16 protein-coding genes are annotated in these 18,531 nt (G+C 38.6%); 10 read left to right on the top strand and 6 right to left on the bottom strand.

Features of this window, described 5'->3' with window-relative positions:
- Positions 1–17 precede the first annotated feature (17 nt).
- Positions 18–1,910, bottom strand: coding sequence for a DEAD/DEAH box helicase (locus tag AC3E9U_RS03080; protein ID WP_488745438.1), 1,893 nt, complete (start codon positions 1,908–1,910; stop codon positions 18–20).
- A 99-nt stretch (positions 1,911–2,009) separates the two neighbouring features.
- Positions 2,010–2,582 carry a non-canonical purine NTP diphosphatase gene (locus tag AC3E9U_RS03075; protein WP_488745437.1) on the bottom strand — a complete coding sequence of 191 codons (573 nt, stop codon included), beginning with the start codon at positions 2,580–2,582 and terminating at the stop codon, positions 2,010–2,012.
- Positions 2,583–3,113: 531 nt separating this feature from the next.
- On the opposite strand from AC3E9U_RS03075, the gene AC3E9U_RS03070 reads away from it, so the two are divergent.
- The 10 genes from AC3E9U_RS03070 (at position 3,114) to AC3E9U_RS03025 (ending at position 12,524) form a co-directional block, all read left to right on the top strand.
- Positions 3,114–3,632 carry a hypothetical protein gene (locus AC3E9U_RS03070; RefSeq protein ID WP_488745436.1) on the top strand — a complete coding sequence of 173 codons (519 nt, stop codon included), beginning with the start codon at positions 3,114–3,116 and terminating at the stop codon, positions 3,630–3,632.
- 263 nt (positions 3,633–3,895) lie between these two features.
- Complete coding sequence (locus AC3E9U_RS03065; protein WP_488745435.1) at positions 3,896–4,309, top strand: hypothetical protein; 414 nt, start codon at positions 3,896–3,898, stop codon at positions 4,307–4,309.
- 36 nt (positions 4,310–4,345) lie between these two features.
- Complete coding sequence (locus tag AC3E9U_RS03060) at positions 4,346–4,723, top strand: 2-dehydro-3-deoxyphosphooctonate aldolase (RefSeq protein WP_488745434.1); 378 nt, start codon at positions 4,346–4,348, stop codon at positions 4,721–4,723.
- A 170-nt stretch (positions 4,724–4,893) separates the two neighbouring features.
- Positions 4,894–6,366 carry an FAD-binding protein gene (locus AC3E9U_RS03055; protein ID WP_488745433.1) on the top strand — a complete coding sequence of 491 codons (1,473 nt, stop codon included), beginning with the start codon at positions 4,894–4,896 and terminating at the stop codon, positions 6,364–6,366.
- 47 nt (positions 6,367–6,413) lie between these two features.
- On the top strand, positions 6,414–7,523 hold the full coding sequence (locus AC3E9U_RS03050) for a serine hydrolase domain-containing protein (RefSeq protein ID WP_488745432.1): 1,110 nt from the start codon (positions 6,414–6,416) through the stop codon (positions 7,521–7,523).
- 235 nt (positions 7,524–7,758) lie between these two features.
- Complete coding sequence (locus tag AC3E9U_RS03045; protein ID WP_488745431.1) at positions 7,759–9,285, top strand: GNAT family N-acetyltransferase; 1,527 nt, start codon at positions 7,759–7,761, stop codon at positions 9,283–9,285.
- Between the two features lie 159 nt (positions 9,286–9,444).
- A complete protein-coding gene (locus AC3E9U_RS03040; protein ID WP_488745430.1) occupies positions 9,445–10,104 on the top strand; it encodes a hypothetical protein in 660 nt (219 codons plus the stop codon).
- Positions 10,105–10,137: 33 nt separating this feature from the next.
- Positions 10,138–10,524 carry a hypothetical protein gene (locus AC3E9U_RS03035; protein WP_488745429.1) on the top strand — a complete coding sequence of 129 codons (387 nt, stop codon included), beginning with the start codon at positions 10,138–10,140 and terminating at the stop codon, positions 10,522–10,524.
- A 4-nt stretch (positions 10,525–10,528) separates the two neighbouring features.
- Positions 10,529–11,179, top strand: coding sequence for a sigma-70 family RNA polymerase sigma factor (locus tag AC3E9U_RS03030; RefSeq protein ID WP_488745428.1), 651 nt, complete (start codon positions 10,529–10,531; stop codon positions 11,177–11,179).
- Between the two features lie 199 nt (positions 11,180–11,378).
- A complete protein-coding gene (locus tag AC3E9U_RS03025) occupies positions 11,379–12,524 on the top strand; it encodes a M23 family metallopeptidase (protein ID WP_488745427.1) in 1,146 nt (381 codons plus the stop codon).
- Between the two features lie 140 nt (positions 12,525–12,664).
- Here the strand turns inward: AC3E9U_RS03025 and AC3E9U_RS03020 are convergent, their stop codons facing one another.
- From AC3E9U_RS03020 to AC3E9U_RS03005, 4 genes are all read right to left on the bottom strand, one after another.
- Positions 12,665–12,901 (bottom strand): hypothetical protein, encoded by a 237-nt coding sequence (locus AC3E9U_RS03020; RefSeq protein WP_488745426.1) that lies wholly within the window; start codon positions 12,899–12,901, stop codon positions 12,665–12,667.
- Positions 12,902–12,961: 60 nt separating this feature from the next.
- Positions 12,962–13,339: a hypothetical protein gene (locus AC3E9U_RS03015; RefSeq protein ID WP_488745425.1), complete on the bottom strand. Its 378-nt coding sequence runs from the start codon at positions 13,337–13,339 to the stop codon at positions 12,962–12,964.
- Between the two features lie 532 nt (positions 13,340–13,871).
- A complete protein-coding gene (locus AC3E9U_RS03010; protein WP_488745424.1) occupies positions 13,872–15,311 on the bottom strand; it encodes a TolC family protein in 1,440 nt (479 codons plus the stop codon).
- Positions 15,298–18,510, bottom strand: a complete 3,213-nt coding sequence (locus AC3E9U_RS03005; RefSeq protein WP_488745423.1) for an efflux RND transporter permease subunit — start codon at positions 18,508–18,510, stop codon at positions 15,298–15,300. The genes AC3E9U_RS03010 and AC3E9U_RS03005 overlap by 14 nt, the downstream gene beginning before the upstream one ends.
- Between the last annotated feature and the right edge of the window lie 21 nt (positions 18,511–18,531).

Raw genomic sequence — 18,531 nt, 5'->3', positions numbered from 1 at the left:
AAATTAACAAAAAGTGATTAACTTCTTCTTCCTCTTCTTGGAGCCGGACTGTCCGAACGTCTTGGTGCTGAGCCTCCTGAACGTCTTTCGTTTCTTGGTGCTCTGTCATCAGAACCGCTTCTTCTTTCTGAACGTCTTTCACCACCAAAACCTCCACGGTCGCTTCTTTCTCCTCTTGGAGCTCTGTCACGATCGCCTCCGAAACTCTTGCGTTCTCCTCCGAAACCACCTCTGCGTTCACCGCCAAAGCCGCCTCTTCTTTCTCCGCCTGAATTTCTTCCGTTATGGTCACGTCTTCCGCCACCGTCGTTTTTAGAAATTTCAACGTTGATACGTCTTCCTTCCAATTGGACGTTGTTTAAGATCTCCATTACTTTATCAGAGTGTTCTGCGTCTGTATTAAAGAAAGAGAATCCTTCTTTAACGTCTACTTTAAATACGTCATCACGACCTAAGTCTAATGTTTCTTTTAAGTAATCTTTCAATGACATCCAATCGAAGTTGTCTCTCGAACCGATGTTGATGAAATAACGAACCGCGTCACCTGCTTGAGGAGTTCTTCCTTCAGAACTTCTTTCGCTGCCAGACTGGCTTGATAAATCTCTTTTCTTTTTGTAGTAGCTGATGAATCGGTTGAATTCTACAGATACCATTTTCTTGATAAGATCTTCTTTTGATAAACCGTCTAACACTTCGTTGATTGCAGGAAGGTAGTTGTCGATTTCGTGATCAACTTCCGTGTCTTTAATCTTGTTAGCTAAGTGTAATAACTGAATTTCGCAGATTTCAATTCCGTTTGGAATTGTTTTCTCTTCAAATTTCTGTTTGATGATTCTTTCGATAGCAGAAATTTTACGCAATTCACTTTTCGTGATGATTACGATCGAAGTACCTAATTTACCTGCACGACCTGTACGGCCAGAACGGTGGTTGTAAGTTTCGATTTCATCCGGTAACTGATAGTTTACTACGTGCGTTACGTTGTCTACGTCGATTCCACGAGCCGCTACGTCTGTAGCAACCAACATCTGGATCTGACGGCCACGGAACGATTTCATTACCCCGTCACGTTGTGCCTGAGATAAATCACCGTGTAAAGCTGCAGCGTTGTATCCGTCTTCGATTAATTTTTCCGCGATGGCCTGAGTGTCTCTTTTTGTACGACAGAAAACTACCGAGAAAATATCCGGGTTAGCATCCGCCAAACGTTTTAAAGCCTCATAACGGTCACGTGCGTTAACTAAATAAAATTCGTGCGATACAGTCGCCGAACCTGAGTTTTTATGTCCTACCGTAATTTCTTCCGGGTTTGACATGAATTGTTTTCCGATGCGTGCTACTTCAGCAGGCATGGTTGCGGAGAATAACCAAGTGTTTTTTTCCTCCGGTGTGTCCGATAAAATGGAACAAATGTCGTCGTAGAATCCCATGTTCAACATCTCATCTGCCTCATCCAAGATACAGAAATCGATGTTTTTAATGTTTACAAGACCTCTATTGATCATATCTTGCATTCTACCTGGTGTAGCCACAATAATCTGTGCGCCACGTTTTACCTCTCTAGCTTGTTCTGTAATGCTTGCACCACCATAAACAGCCACAGTATGTAACCCCTTTATGTACTTTGAGTATAATTTTATCTCGTTGGTGATCTGTAAGCATAATTCACGCGTTGGCGACAAAATCAATGCCTGAGTATTTTTGTTCTCAGCGTCGATTTTTTGAATTAGAGGGAAACCAAAAGCGGCGGTTTTCCCTGTTCCTGTTTGCGCTAGGGCAACTAAATCTGTGTTTTGTTCCAATAGTACTGGAATCGCTTTTTCTTGCACTTCTGACGGATTCTCAAATCCTAGATCTTTAATCGCCAGCAGTAGCGACTCATTCAATCCTAATTGTTCAAATTTATTCATAAAATATTTTAAATTGGGTGCAAAGGTATTGTTTATTAATGGAATAAACTAATGCAAAATCCAATATTAAAATTTTATTATGAATTGAAAATCAATAAGTTACTGTTTTAAAAAAGCGATTAACTGAGCAACAGCCCTGCCGCGATGGCTTATGGCGGACTTTTCTGCGAGTGAAATTTGTGCAAAAGTATCAGAAAAACCTTCGGCAATAAAAATCGGATCGTAACCGAAACCATTGGTTCCAAGTGGGGCATTTGTTATTTCTCCATTGATGATTCCGGTAAAAAGGTGTTGTTTCCCGTCTAAATTGAGGGCGATAACGGTTTTGAAGTTGGCTTTTCGGTTAGCTTCGTTTTTCAGAAGATCCAACACTTTATTGATATTATCATTGTCATTGCGTTGCGAACCTGCATAACGTGCGGAATACACACCCGGTTCACCGTTCAAAGCATCGATTTCCAGACCACTGTCATCGGCGAAGCAGTTGTAGCCGTAATGTTCGGTCACGTAATTGGCTTTCAGCATGGCATTACCTTCAATAGTATCTGCCGTTTCGGGAATATCAACATCACAACCGATATCATTTAAACTTAAGATCTGAATATCGGCAGGAACCAATTGTTGGATTTCCTTTATTTTATTGGCATTGTTGGAGGCGAAAACGAGTTGCATTTGATATCAATTATATAAGTGAGGAACAAAGATAGAATTTGAAGCGGAATTGTTTCAGTATTAAATAAGCTTTCTTGTTTTGTGTGTGTCAAAATGAAATTTGGTTTTCAATTTGAAACAGCGGTCACTTCCTTTTCAAACTATAGCAAACCAACATTAAAACGTATAACTCTAATTTACTTTATTAACGAACAAAAACCACAACTTTACAGGTTGTATTTGTTTATTTGCTCTCATTGTAGACGCAGATTACAAATCCGTGCTATCTGGTAAAAAAATGAATGCCATTGGGGTTGTGTTTGTGTAGTAACAATGTGTAGAAAATGGTTAAATTTGCAAAAAAATAAACTGATTCCCGTTTTAGGACTCCTTGTTTTTTGAAATCAGCAGAAATTCTAAAAAAAAGTGACTATTTAATAAATTCAAATAATGAAAAACCATTTTCTAAAAAACATACTCCTGATGATAGGGTTAATAATTACTTGCACAATTTATCATAGTTGCGCTATTCCGTCGCTACCAAGTCAACCTATGTATTTCAAAAAAGGAAATACGGAAAAGGGTATGATGGTAGGCTCAATAACTTTCCCCCAAGAAAAACCAAATTTTGACAGATATTTCTTTAAAGTCGATTGTTTGAATGACGACCCAAAAATCTCAAAAAAAAATAGTACAGAAATATCCATTACACCCGAACCGGTTAGGCCAAAACATCGTGGGCAATACACAAATGGCAGAACATATTTGTTTGCGATAGAAAGACCTGAAGGGAAATATACAATGTCCGGGATTAGATTATATTCAAATTATGGTTATGGTGGGAAAGAAAGCTATATTTCCGGTTTTTCCATACCTTTTGAAGTTAAAAATGGTGAAATTACTTATGTGGGGAACCTAATGTTTAACGATTATGCCAAAGACAATGATACAATTGTGAAACTTGAAAATAATTTCGAAAGAGATATAAGGGGGCTTAAAAAATTACAGCCGAGCGTAGATTGGAGTAATGTCAATGATGATAAAGAAAGGAAAATCGAATATTTGAAATAGATCTTTGGCAAACAACATCACCCGATAGCACGGATTTACAATCCATTCCCACAAAGAGAAGAAAACAAAAAAGTTGCGGTTTTTTTTGTCACGGATTGTTAGAAATAGCCGGTTTTTTAATGGAAACTGTTGTGAAAATTTTCGAAAAATCACCAAAATTGGTGAGGGCGCGAATGGATTGAAATGGTTATGTTTGGGAAATCTAAAACAGACCGCATATTTGCTGTTTTAGTACTTTAAACTAATCCGAAATTCTGTAAAAAATGGGGATGAATCAGCTGCAAAGAATAGGGAAGAAAAACACTATACTGATTTCAATCAGTATTTTATTAGTGTCGCTGTACACTATATATTTTTATAATTTACTTGTACCAAATGCCGGAACCGGGAAACTTAGCCAACAGATGATCAGGTTTATTTTGACAGGTGGTTTGTTGGTGTTTGCATATAATGGAAAGAACTGGGCCCGAATACTATCAATAGTATTATTTTCAATTGCGTCTTTTGGAGCTGTTTTCTCTTTGTTTTCTCTTTCATCCCCGTTACCTGCGAAAATTCCTTTTTTGGTGATGATAATTGTTTATTCCGCATCGGTATACCATTTTGGATTTTCAAAAAGCTTCAAAGCTTTTTCAAAGTATCAGAATGAGAAACTGAGTCTGAACAGAAAATATTAAAAAACAACGATCCTAATTTTAATAACTGTATACAGAATGAAAAAAATAATTGTCCTCATTTCATTATCAGCATTGTTTTCCTGTTCGTCAACAGGATCAGGAACCCAAACCGCTACAACTGATGCGACTTATGGGTATTCGGAGAAAAATCCGATCAAAGTTGGCGGTGTTTCGGAAGGTCCAGGTAATGAAAGGAATTTTTTAAATTCATTGTCCGGTCCCAACGGGGAAGCAGTAAGTTATTACCGTACGGGTAGCTGTTGCGGTTTTGATACTAAAAACAGTCCGTTTGGTATGGGCATGCTGGATATTTATAAAGTTACCTATGAAAATAAAAAAGATACGGTAAGTTTATATATTAATATGTATGACAAAGCAAAACTTAAGGCTCCAATGGGATTCAAGTTTAAATAAACACCCCTACAAGAGTAGTGCATATGAAGCGATCCGGATTATTTCCGGTCTATAGGTGATTGCTCAGTTCAAAATTTTCTTTTAGTCTTTTTGGTATATTTGTAAGAAGAAATAACCAATTTTTAAAGCAGCCCATGGTTGCACATCATCGGAAATTCCGGTAAAAAACAATGAAAAAGAAACACTATTGGCTTTTAGGAGCAACACTCATTATTCTGATTTTTGTAGCGATTCCGGTTGTTCATATCCTTAAAACAAAATGGAATGAAAACGACCATAAAACAGAAATTCCAAACGGTTATTCCAACGACGCAAGTCAGCTGAACCTCACTAAGGTTGATACCATCATAAAAGTTCCCAACGATAAAGCGGAAATTGAAAATCAGCTTCGTCTTATTTTAAAATACGCTAAAGAAAACAAGTTGAAAATTTCAATTGCCGGCGCTCAGCACAGTATGGGCGGTCATACCATTTATCCGAATGGGATTGTTCTGAACATGCTTCCGTACAAGCAAATGAAATTGGATACTGTGAATAACATCCTGACCATCGGCTCAGGTGCGCTTTGGGAAGATGCGATTGAATATCTGGATGGTTATGGGAAATCGATTGCTGTAATGCAGGCTTTTAGTTCTTTTTCGGTTGGAGGTTCGATGAGCGTGAACGGTCACGGATGGCAAAAGGATTTGCCGCCAATTTCGTCCAGTGTAGTTTCCTTTACTTTAATGACCGCCGAAGGTGAAATACTCGAGTGCAGCAGAGAACAAAATGCAGAACTGTTCAAACTGGCAATCGGCGGTTATGGCTTATTTGGGATTATCCTTGACGTGAAGTTAAAAGTGGTTGACAATATCGCACTACAATACAAATACCTTCGACTGAGTCCGGAAAATTATGTTGCTAATTATAAAAAATATATTTCCGACAATGGCAAGGTGAATCTCGTTTTTGGAAGGTTACGCATTTCAAATAAAAAATTCTTAGAAGAAGCGACCATCAATTTCTTTGAAAAAGTTGATGAAAAACCATTGCCCTTACAACAGCAAACTGAGAAAAACGACGAAACAAAACGATTGGTTTTCAGAAGCACGGTAAATAGCGAATACGGAAAGCGGCTGCGATGGGATTTGGAAACCGGTATGAATAAAGTATCCAGAAACAGTGTTTTCTCGCGCAACGAATTACTGAATGACCATGTTTCCCTGATCGAAAACAAAGATCCGAAATCGACAGATCTGCTTCAGGAGTATTTTATACCGGAAAACAATTTCAATCAATTTATCAAAGACATAAAACCGATTTTACTCGCGTCAAAAATTGATTTGCTGAACATAACGATTCGCGGCGTTCATAAGGACAACGACAGTTACCTGAATTATGCCAGAGAAAACACCTTTGGTTTTGTATTCCTGTTCAATCAGAAGAAGACAGAAAAAGAAGAAAACGAAATGAAGAAACTGACCAACCTGTTAGTAGATGCGGCCTTAAAAAACCAAGGTACGTTCTATCTGCCGTACCGTCTGCACATTGACAGGGAAAAAATGCGTAAATCTTATCCGCAGGCGGAATCTTTTTTTGAATTGAAAAGAAAGTACGACCCGACAGAACTGTTCAATAATAAATTTTATGAGCATTATAAATAAAGCGGAAGCACTCACTTTACAATCGATACAAGAAGAATATAAACGTGATGAAAATCAATAGAATCCTGTACTTTATATTTTTTCAGATGTTCTGCTACGCCACTGCTACAGGACAAGTAACTATTTCTAAAATTGACTCGCTGTTAATCAGCTTTCATAATGGGGGTAAATTTAATGGCAATGCTGAGGTTATTAAAGAAGGTAAAATCATCATCAGAAAAAGTTTGGGTTATGCCGACTTTGATAAGAAGGTAAAGCTAAATGAAAATTCTGTTTTTTATTTAGGGTCTTTGTCCAAGCAGTTTACGGCCATGTGCATTGTTATTTTGAAATCCAAAGGACAATTGCAGTATGATGATCCTGTCAACAAGTATATTAAAGATTTTCCGTTTCCTAATGTTACCATTCGTCATTTGCTGACACACAGTTCTGGTATTCCTGATTATATCAACATGACACTGGAGCAATGGCAAAAATTTCCCAAGGCAACTGACAAGGATATTGTAAAGATTATCCTTGAAAATTTCGGTAAGCTTGATTTTCAGCCAGGGGAGAAATTCCTTTACAGCAATAGTAATTATTCGCTATTGGTTACCATTATTGAAAACTTGTCAAAAGACAGTTACGCAAAGTTTATCCATAAAAATATTTTCAGGCGACTTAAAATGAAGCATAGTTTTATAAAAACAGAAAAACAGGCTGCAGATAAATCGGTGAAAGGGTACATTAAAAACGATTCGCTGAACAAAATAGAATTGCCCGACAAATTAAACGGTCTGTTTGGAAGTCCTACCTACGGAATTATTGGCGGTGGAGGAATCTTCTGCGATTTAGAAGATTTATATAAATGGGACCAGGCATTATACACCAATAAACTTGTAAGTACAAGTGATCTGAACGACATTTTCACCCAGTATACCTTCAATGATGGTAATAAAAGCAGGTATGGTTTCGGCTGGAATCTATACCATAGGGACAATGGTGATTTCGTAATGCGACATGCCGGACAGTTTACTGGGTACCTTTCAATTATAACCAGAAATGTTTCAAGAAAAGAATCCATTGTTTTATTGACCAACGTTACCGGTGAGGGCGATGTTCAAAGCATTGTATCGCTTATGTCGCAGATTGAGCGAATTCTTGAAGAGGGAAAATAGTTTATGGTACTCTAATTGAATTAAATAATTAATGTAAATAGTTGATGCACAGTGATTTGCGTTTATCAAAACCTCGGAAATTCTTTGTTAAACCGCAAAGTTTTAGTAATTTTGTTATACCCCACTCGGTAAAGGCATAATGCCATAACAATGAAGCTGCAGCCTCTGGTTTGCAATGCGATTCTCAATACACACCATCCTATCAGTCTTTCGGAATCCGAAAAACAGTATAATCATGAATGATATTGTTGAAGTGCGGGAACTAAAGCTCGACGACTACAAACAGTTGATTGAAACGATGGAAGCCGCCTACAGAAACTGGCGCGGAAACGTGTGGGCATTCGATTCCATCGATACGCTTATTAATAAATTTCCTGAAGGTCAGTTGGTGGTCTGTTTTAATGAGAAAATCGTCGGTTGCGCATTATCCATCATTGTGAATTACGACGATTTTGGCGACAGGCATACCTACGAGGAAATTACAGGCAATTATTCTTTTTCCACGCATAATAAGAAAGGCGATGTGCTGTACGGAATTGAAATATTCATCCATCCTGATTACAGAGGCAAGCGTCTGGGACGAAGACTTTATGATGTTCGTAAAGAGCTGTGCGAAAAAATGAACTTAAAAGCAGTGGTTTTCGGCGGAAGAATTCCGAACTATCACAAATATGTTTCGGAGATGAAACCGAAGGAATATATCACCAAAGTCAAAAATAAAGAGATTTATGATCCGGTGTTAACGTTTCAGTTAAGCAACGATTTTCACGTAAAAAAAGTACTTTATAATTACATGCCCGGAGACAAGCAAAGCCAGGAATTTGCGACATTGTTACAATGGGACAACGTGTATTACGACGATAAAGAAGCTATTGAAGTCAAAAGAGTAATTCGCAGCGTCCGTCTGGGATTGGTGCAATGGGAAATGCGTTATTACACTACCTTGGATCAGGTGTTTATGCAGGCGGAGTATTTTATTGACTCGGTTTCGGGATATAAATCGGATTTTGCTGTTTTCCCCGAATTCTTTAATGCACCGATGATGGCTTTGTTGGAGAGTAAAGATGAAGCCGATGCAATGCGGCAACTGTCGAATTACACGGAACAGATCCGCGATAAATTCCATGAGTGGGCCATTAAATACAATGTGAACATTATTACCGGAAGTATGCCGTTTGTAGAGGATAACCGACTTAAAAATGTAGGTTTCTTATGCCATCGCAGCGGTAAAATAGATATCTACGAAAAGATTCACATCACACCCGATGAAGAAAAATACTGGGGATTGAAAGGCGGGGACACTATTCAGGCCTATGATACCGATGCCGGTAAAATAGGTATATTAATTTGTTATGACGTCGAATTCCCCGAATTAGCCCGATTGCTTTCTGAAGAACGAATCCAGATTTTGTTTGTTCCTTATCTGACTGACACCCATAATGCTTATATGAGAGTACGGCACTGTTCTGCTGCCCGTGCCATAGAAAATGAATGTTTTGTTGCTATAACGGGAAGTGTCGGTAACCTGCCACAAGTGGAAGCGATGGACTTGCACTATTCCCAAGCCGTTGTTTTTACCCCCTGTGATTTCGCTTTCCCATTTAACGGAATTAAAAGCGAAGCCACTGCCAATACCGAAATGATCCTTATTTCGGATGTCGATTTAAGTCTCTTGGAAGACCTCCATTTTCACGGAAGCGTAAAAAATCTGCTCGACAAAAGAACCGATCTGTACTCCTTACAATTTAATCCGAAGTCGTAACCTAAATGTGTTTGGTAATTTAGGTTGATTTGGTCGGTGGCTGAGGCTATGGAAGCCACCTGTCATGAAAAGAGAAAGCACAAAACTTTCTCCGATTTTTTGTAACCTTTTTATTTTTCATTTACTCTAATCTTTTAACAATCACTAAAAATTAAAAGCATGAAAACAATAATCTTTATTCTTACCTTTTTTATGGTAAGTGCGACTGTCAGTGCGCAAAACATGGATCATTCCGGTATGAAAAGCACTGATTCCAAAGAAATGGCTAAAATCATGAGTAGCCCGAAATACCTGAAACTTAATCAGGATATGCGTAAGTTATGGTCGGATCACATGCATTGGACATTGGCTACCGTTGATGCCTTCTACAATGAGCCAAAGCAATTCGATGCTAAACTGACCCGCCTGTTGGAGAATCAAAAACAAATTGGCGCTGCCATTGTACCGTATTACGGAAAAGCGGCCGGAGACCAATTGGCAAAACTTTTAAAAGAGCATATTGAAGGATCTGTTCCGGTATTAAAAGCGGCGCAGGCAAACGATAAAATTGCTTTAGATAAGGCACTTGCGGCCTGGCATAAAAACGCTAAGGAAATCGCCGACTTTCTTTCTGCAGCTAATCCTAAAAACTGGCCTACATCAGCTACCGAGCCAATGATGAAAAGCCATATTGATCAAACAACAGCTTATTCTGTTCATATACTTAAGGGGGAAGTTAAATCTTCAATCGACGAGTTTGAAGAAGCACTCCAACATATGATGATGCTTGCCGATACTTTATCTGAAGGAATCGTTAAACAGTTCCCCGATAAATTTTAAAACCAAACACCAAATACCTTAACAAAAAATAAAATGGAAAATAACAGATCAGAGCAGCTTGTGTTAGTACAAACATACAATTTGTTAAAATACACATTCGTAATTGTACCCATCGTAGCAGGAGCAGACAAATTCACTAACTTGCTTACAGATTGGGATCAGTATCTTAATCCTACAATTGCAGGGATGTTGCCTTTTTCGACAGATACCTTTATGATGATTGTGGGAGTTATTGAGATTGTTGCAGGACTGATTGTTCTGAAAAAAGCCGAAATTGGAGGTTATATTGTCGGAGCTTGGCTGACATCCATTGCATTGACACTGATTCTCAGTTTACATTATTTAGATGTGGCAGTAAGGGATCTTGTGATGGCTATAGCCGCTTTTTCAATGGCCAGAATTTCAAAAATTGTAAATTAACAGTATGCGTCAGTTTGATCAACTTTCTGAAACGGAAATAATTGACCGGGTTTTAAACGGAGAGAAACTACTTTATGAACTTATAGTAAGGCGGTTTAACTCCTTTTTATACAAAATCGGAAGATCTTACAATTACAACCATGAAGACACACAGGATTTGATGCAGGATACTTATGTTGATGCTTATAAAAGTCTGAAACAATTTGAAAACCGCTCCAGTTTTAAAACATGGCTGATCCGGATCATGCTGAACAACTGCTACCGGAAAAGAGAAAAATCCAGTTTCAAAAACGAGTTTGCGAAAGCAGATGTAAACGAAAATGTAATACCGATGTTTACCAATTCAAATACCGATGCCAATAAACAGATTCACAACCGTGAATTAGGACGTATCATAGAAGAATCACTCCATAAAATACCCGAAGATTACCGAATGGTTTTTTCTTTGAGGGAAATTACAGGATTGAATGTGGCGGAAACCGCTGATTTGCTTAATATCAGTCAGGCAAATGTAAAAACGCGGCTCAATAGGGCAAAAGTGATGCTGAGAGAACAATTGGAAAAATCCTATTCGACCAGTGAACTCTTTGAATTTAATTTGATCTATTGTGATGCCATAACCGAAAATGTGATGCGGAAAATAAATGAACTTTAAAATAATTGGGGAAACTATTATCCATGTGAATAGCAGAAACACTCATAAATAAACTAAAATTTTTGTAAACAGTGGCTGAGGTTCTCCAGGCCACTGTTTTTATTTTTACAACATTTTCAGGTCTAATTCAAAATAAAATAACAGTTCTATTGAAAAAAGTATAAATTTGGTTCAATCATTAATCAAATTTAAATCATCAATGAATCAATCAATCAAAAAACAATCAATCATCAGTGCATTTTTTTTAGTTTTTGCAGGATTCTCACTTATGGCGCAAGATCAGAAAGCCATTATGAACACAGTTCCCGTCGAAGTAAAACCGGATGTCGTCTATTTTGAAAAAGACGAACACAATCAGTACCTAAATTTCGACTTCATCATTACCAATACAGGGAAAACCGGTATCATCCCGACCACCATCGAAGTATCGGTTTTGGACGAAAAAGGAAAGTTGGCACATCGCGATTTTATCAATCTTTATAGCCGAGAAAGCCTGGAACTCACGAAAGCAAAACCAATCGAATCGAAAGGCATACGCATGATTTACAATCCGTTTAGCGTATTGGATATAAACATTCCGCTGCATCAGTTGAAATTTGAGTTGGGTTTCCAAACCGAAGACGGTAGTCAGAATTTCATTACCGAAGTCAGCGTTTTTCCGAAATTTTATCAAACCAAAACCAATCTGATCTTACCCGTAAAAGGAAGATTGTTGATTTGGGACGGACACGATTATGCCTCACACCACCGACGTTTTGATTATACCGATCCGTATTTTGTGAAGCGAGGTTCAAAAACGAATTTCCAGCGCTATGGTTACGATTTTGTGGTGGTGGATGATAAAGGCTCAATCTACAAAGGAGAACCAAAAGTGCATATTAACTACTACGATGATAAACCTGACGCAAATACTGACTATTACGGTTTTGGGACAGACATTTATGCAGCCGGGGACGGAGTAGTGGTAGACGCTCAGGACGGTGCGGAAGATAACCGAACTTACAGCCAGGCCGATTTGGATAAAAACGAAAAAGCTTATGGAGGAAACTACATCATCATCGACCATTTGAATGGAGAATTCAGTTGGTTCGGACATCTGCAAAAAGGAAGCGTAAAAGTCAAAAAAGGAGATAAGGTAAAGCAAGGAGCAGTAATTGGTAAAATGGGAGCGTCCGGTAGTTCTTTATTCCCGCATTTGCATTACGAGTTGCGCAATGGCGACGGTGCCAATACCGTGGAAGGATTACCGTCGTATTTCAGTAATTACACCAAGGTACTAGGACAGAAACAGCAGGGAGTCAAAAAAGGTCTTGTGAAAGTTGGAGATGTTCTTGAGAGTAAATAGTTTTTCAGGACAATTAATGTCCCTGCTATTCATTTAAAAATACTAAAAAGCTGCAACGTTTATTGGTGCAGCTTTTGTTTTTATTGTTTTTTGTTGGTTGTTTCTTTGATTTGTTTTGTTACTTTTCGAAGAACTAGTTACTATCTCCATGAAATCATTTTGTAATTTGAAAAATTTGTTTCCATATCATTTATTCTGTCTTCAAGAATCTTGGCACCTTTGCTGAAATATTCTGTCTTTTCAAAATCACTTAAAACATAAATAATATCAAAACCGGGAGCCGGGATTGAAATCGGAATGGATAATTCAATAGTATCTTCGACTTCATAAATGTAATATTTCAGTTCTTTTTTTTCTAATAGGATTCTTGCTGTCATAAGTTAATTTTGGTAAGGATTCTGCTGCTATTTTTTCCGATTGTTTTTTGCATTTGATACCTAATTTGTTGCATAAACTGCTTCTAAATTTAAAATGTATCTTCCCGGCTGTTTCTCGCCAAAGGAAAATATGTACAGGTAATTTTCCTTGATTAAAAAATAAAGCGAAAGTCCATCGTCCGATCGGTAAAAATCTTCAAGGAAGGTTAAATCTTTAAACTGTTTGACGAATTCTGAATTTTCAAGAGTCTGAAATTTTAGTTCCTGTGTGATTTTTGAAAAATCTTCTTCGGAAATATGCTTTTTTAAATTCGCAATTTCGCTGGTAATTATTTCGGAAAGTTTGAAATTGTGATTGTTAACGATAAAAATTCCGGTATGCAATTCGTTGTTTTCCACCCCGTCGTATAATGTTTTCCTATTTTCCAGTGGTGTCATTTTTTGTTCCGATTTCAGTAGTTTGCTGGGTATTATTTCATCACTATTCAAATATATCAATCCAATAAACAAATCAAAAGCAGATGGAAGAATTTTTATATTTTTGGGAAAATACCAATCTGAATTTTGATAAAGTGCTGAAAATATCAAATCCTAAAAGCAGCAAAGTTTGATTTGGCGAAAAGAAAGATTATTGAAATTGATTTACAGAAAGAAAAAATAGCGTGTTTTCCGGAGCGTGATTAAATAGGCGGATAAAAACATCCGATAATCAAAAAAGGCTGTAAAAAGAAAAAAGCCGAGGTGGAGCCCCCGACTTTTAAGATGAACATGTAACCACATTACTGTGTGTTCAGGGGCAAATATACATCTTTTTAATTAAACCAAGCATAACTATTCTATTTATAATTAAAATATCTGAATATACATGCAGAGGATTTTGAAAATACTAAAGTAAAAGAGCCATTATACAACTTTGTATAATGGCTCTTTCTTCATTTAATCAATCTATTGTAACTAACTTAAATTAATTTTAGTTCCATCCGCCCCCCAAAGCTCTGTAAATGTTCACCATTGCATTTAACTGCTGCATTTTGGTTTCCACTAAATCGAACTTTGATTCCAAAGCATCGCGTTGCGTCAATAATACTTCCATATAATCAGCATGAGCCGAACGGAACAAATCGGTGGAAATGTTTACCGAACTGTTCAAGGCTTCCACCTGCTGGTTTCTTAAAGTATAGCTTTTTTCCAGATTACTGATTTTAGAAACCTGATTGCTAACTTCAACATAAGCTTTTAAAATAGTCTGCTCATAATTGTAAACGGCTTGAATTTGTTTAGCATTTGCTGTGTTGTAGCTGGCTTTGATCGCATTTCGGTTAACCAATGGCGCTACTAAATCTCCTGCCAATGAGTACAATAAAGACTGCGGTTTAAAAATAAATTCCGGATTGAAAGCCTGATAACCGATACCTGCTGTAATCCCTAACTGAGGGTAAAAGCGCGCTTTAGCCGATTTAATATCAAGTTTTGAAGCGGCCAATTCAAATTCAGCCTGTTTGATATCCGGACGATTAGCTAACAAATCTGCTGGCAAACCTGTATGGATACTGTTTGGAATACTTTCATTGAAAGAACCTGAATTACGTTCAACATGCTGCGGGAATCGGCCAACAAGGAAATTGATCTTGTTTTCCGTTTCTACGATTTTCTGCTGAATGTCAAATTGAAGACTTTTCGTTTTAAAAACTTCCGCTTCAAATTTCTTAACTGCCAATTCAGTCACACGTGCTGATTCTTTCTGTAATTTTACAATATCCAATGCATTACTCTGAATGGTAATGTTCTGGTTTACGATTTCCAGCTGATTATCTAAAGCCAATAATTCATAATAAGAATTGGCAATTTCCGCAATCAGATTGGTTACCATAAAGTTTTTACCCTCAACAGTTGAAAGATAACGGCTCACAGCTGCTTTTTTAGCATTGCGCAGTTTACCCCAAATATCTACTTCCCAGTTGGCATAAAGACCTAATTTATAATCCTGCAAAGGTTCCGGCATTTCTTCTCCCGGTCGAATTTCAGTATTAGCTTCCATTGCTCCGATGTTGGTGTAACGGGCCACTTTATCAACGCCAGCACCAGCCTGAGCTCCAACAAACGGAAGATATTCTCCTTTACGGGCTTTTATTTCGTTTTTGGAGATCTCGATTTCCTGCATGGTGATGTTCAGCTCCTGGTTGTTTTTCAGGGCTTCATCGATCAGGCTTTGTAAATTCGTATCCTTAAAGTAATTCTTCCAGGTTATTTTTCCCGAATTAACCGTATCCTGAACAGTAGTTGCATACTGTTCAGGGACTTTGGTGTTAGCTGCTTTTTCAGCCACACCCGACGTTTTGCAACTGGCGATGCTCAGTAAAATAAGGGCACCGGCAACAAATTTATAATTCCAATTCTTAATGATTTTCATTGTTTTCGTCTGTTTCAGGGTTGATTTTAAAAGCATCCATACTATGTACGAAATCTTCACTTAAGGAGCTTTCCTCTTCATTTTTGATAAGTTTACGGCCATCTGCTAAACTCGCAAAGATGTAATACAAGCCGGGAACAACAATTACTCCGAAAACGGTTCCCAACAGCATACCTCCTAAAGCGGCACCACCAATGGTTTTATTACCGATAGCTCCCGCTCCGGTCGCAATAATCAACGGGATCAATCCGGCGATAAACGCGAAGGAAGTCATCAAAATTGGTCGGAAACGTACTTTAGCCCCTTCAATGGCGGCTTCCAGAATGGTCAGACCTTCGTTGCGCTTCTGTATGGCAAATTCAACGATAAGTACCGCATTCTTACCGAGGAGTCCGACGAGCATGATCAGTCCGATTTGCGCATAAATATTGTTCTCAAGTCCCATTAACTGAAGGAAGAAGAAAGAACCGAAAATACCGGCAGGCAACGAGAAAATTACCGATAGCGGGATAATGAAACTCTCGTATTGGGCCGCTAATACCAGGTAAACGAATATCAATACAATTCCGAAAATAATGATCGACTCATTTCCTCTGTTGGATTCGTCATACGAAAGACCTTCCCATGCAATGTCATAACCTTTAGGTAAGGATACTTCAGCTGTTTCGCGGATCGCTTGGATTGCGTCTGCAGTAGTATAACCTTGTGCAGGAAGTCCTTGAATAGCAGACGAATTATACATGTTATATCGCGTAATCTCATTTGGACCTTGTGATTTCTTAAGTGTCATAAAGGCCGAATAAGGTACCATTTCCCCGTGTTCGTTTTTAACAAACATGTTCAGGATGTCTGATGGTAATCTTCTGAATTTAGGATCCGATTGTACATATACTTTAAAGAAACGTCCAAACTTAATGAAACCTTGTTCGTAGGTACTACCAACCATAATGTTGAGGTTTTCCATGGCTTTACCGATAGAAACTCCTTTCTGCATGGCGAGATCATTATTGATTTCCAGCTCATACTGAGGATAATTGGCAGCAAAGAAGGTGAACAATCCTGTAAGTTCTTTGCGTTTCGCCAGATCAGCCATGAATTTTTTGTTGATTTTATCAAATGCACGGTAATCCGTAGTGGTGTTTTTATCCAATAAACGCATGGAGAAACCTCCCGAAGAACCGAATCCAGGGATGGCCGGCGGCTCGAAATATTCCACAACGGCTCCAAGACCTTTGGATTTCTCTTCCAATTCTTCCATGATCTCTTTTACCGTATGTTTACGGTCGTGCCATGATTTTAAGTTGATCAGACAGGTTCCGGCATTAGAACCACGACCTTCTGTCATAATTTCATAACCCGCAAGGGAAGAAACGGATTCCACACCTTCAACCTGTTTACAGATTTTCGAAAGTTTCTGGGAAACCTGATTAGTTCGCTCTAAAGTTGAACCCGGAGGTGTCTGGATGATGGCATAAATCGTACCCTGATCCTCACTTGGGATGAATCCCGCCGGTAGCACCTGATTCTCTATAAATATTCCAGCACCGAAAATCAATAAGATACCGAAAGTTACCCATCTTCTGCTGGCAATCGATCTTAATAAGGTTACATATTTTCCGGTTAGTTTGTCAAATCCGCGGTTGAATGTATCAAGAGCTCTTGTAAATGCATTGCTTTTCTTTTCTTTTCCGTGATTGTTCTTAAGCATCATCGCACACAATACCGGGGTAAGGGTAAGTGCAATAATTGCTGAAATCACAATGGAACTTGCCATGGTAATAGAGAACTGACGGTAGAATGTTCCCACCGGACCGGACATGAATGAAATCGGTAAGAATACCGAAACCATTACTGCGGTAATTGCGATAATCGCACCACTGATTTCACCCAATACTTTTTTAACAGCCATGTAAGGCGTAATGTGCGGATCTTCTTCAAATTTCGCGTGGACGGCCTCGACGACGACAATCGCGTCATCCACCACAATACCAATAGCTAGTACAAGGGCAAAAAGGGTTACTAAGTTAATGGAGAGTCCGAAGAACTGAATCACGAAGAAGGCACCGATTAACGATACCGGTACGGCCAAGATCGGGATTAAGGTCGAACGCCAGTCTCCCAAGAAAATAAACACTACCAATGCAACAAGTATGAACGCATCTCTCAAAGTGTCAATTACCTGCTCGATCGAAGCGTCAAGGAACTGAGAAACGTCATAACTGATCTTGTAATCCATTCCCGGAGGGAACGATTCTTTCATTTCTTCCAGTTTTCCTTTGATCTCTTCGATTACATCACTCGCGTTACTGCCATAGTTCTGTTTTAATACGATAGCGGCTGACGGGCTGCCATCCAAATTCGAATAGATATCGAAGAATTCACTTCCTAATTCCACCTTACCGATATCTTTTAAACGGATGCTTTCACCGGAAGCATTAGCCCGGATAATTACGTTTTCGTATTCTTTTGGTTCGCTGTATCGTCCTTTATAGGTTAAAACATATTCCAAGGACTGCGCAGAAATACCCGAACTCTGTCCGATACGACCGGGACGTCCGATAATACTTTGTTCTCCCAAAGCAGTCATTACTTCATCCACAGAGATGTTGTACGAACGCATACGATCCGGATTTAACCATACTCGCATCGCGTAGGTTCTACTTCCTAAGATCTGGGAACGGGCAACCCCTTTAAGACGATTGATTTCCGGAATCATTTTTACGTTGGCATAATTGTACAGGAATTTTTCATCCATACCTTTATCCTTAGAGTAAAGATTCACATACATCAACATACTCGGTTGGATCGGGGTAATAACAACCCCTTCACGCTGAACAAGTTCCGGTAAGAGCGGCATTACCTGGTCGACCCTGGTTTTTACACGGACGACCGCCTGATTGGGATCGGTTCCTGGTTCGAAAATGATTCTTAACGTCGCTTCTCCGGCACTGGTGGCGTCGGTAGCGATATAACGCATACCTTCAACACCATTAATAGCGTTTTCAAGGGTGATAAGTGTGGACTTCACCAATACATCGGCACTTGCACCCGGATAAGCAATAAATATATTTACTGTTGTTGGCGCAATTTGGGGGAACTGAGATATAGGTAGTTGCTTGATTGCAAGCGACCCCATAAAAAGTATTACGATAGAAATTACTATCGCAAATACCGGTCTGTGTATAAATTTGCTGAACATTTTTTCTTCTTTTTAAGATGC

The sequence above is a fragment of the Flavobacterium sp. 21.1 genome (assembly GCF_057801535.1).
The sequence above is the reverse complement of the archived record's forward strand: the minus strand, read 5'-3'. Positions and strand labels throughout refer to the sequence as shown.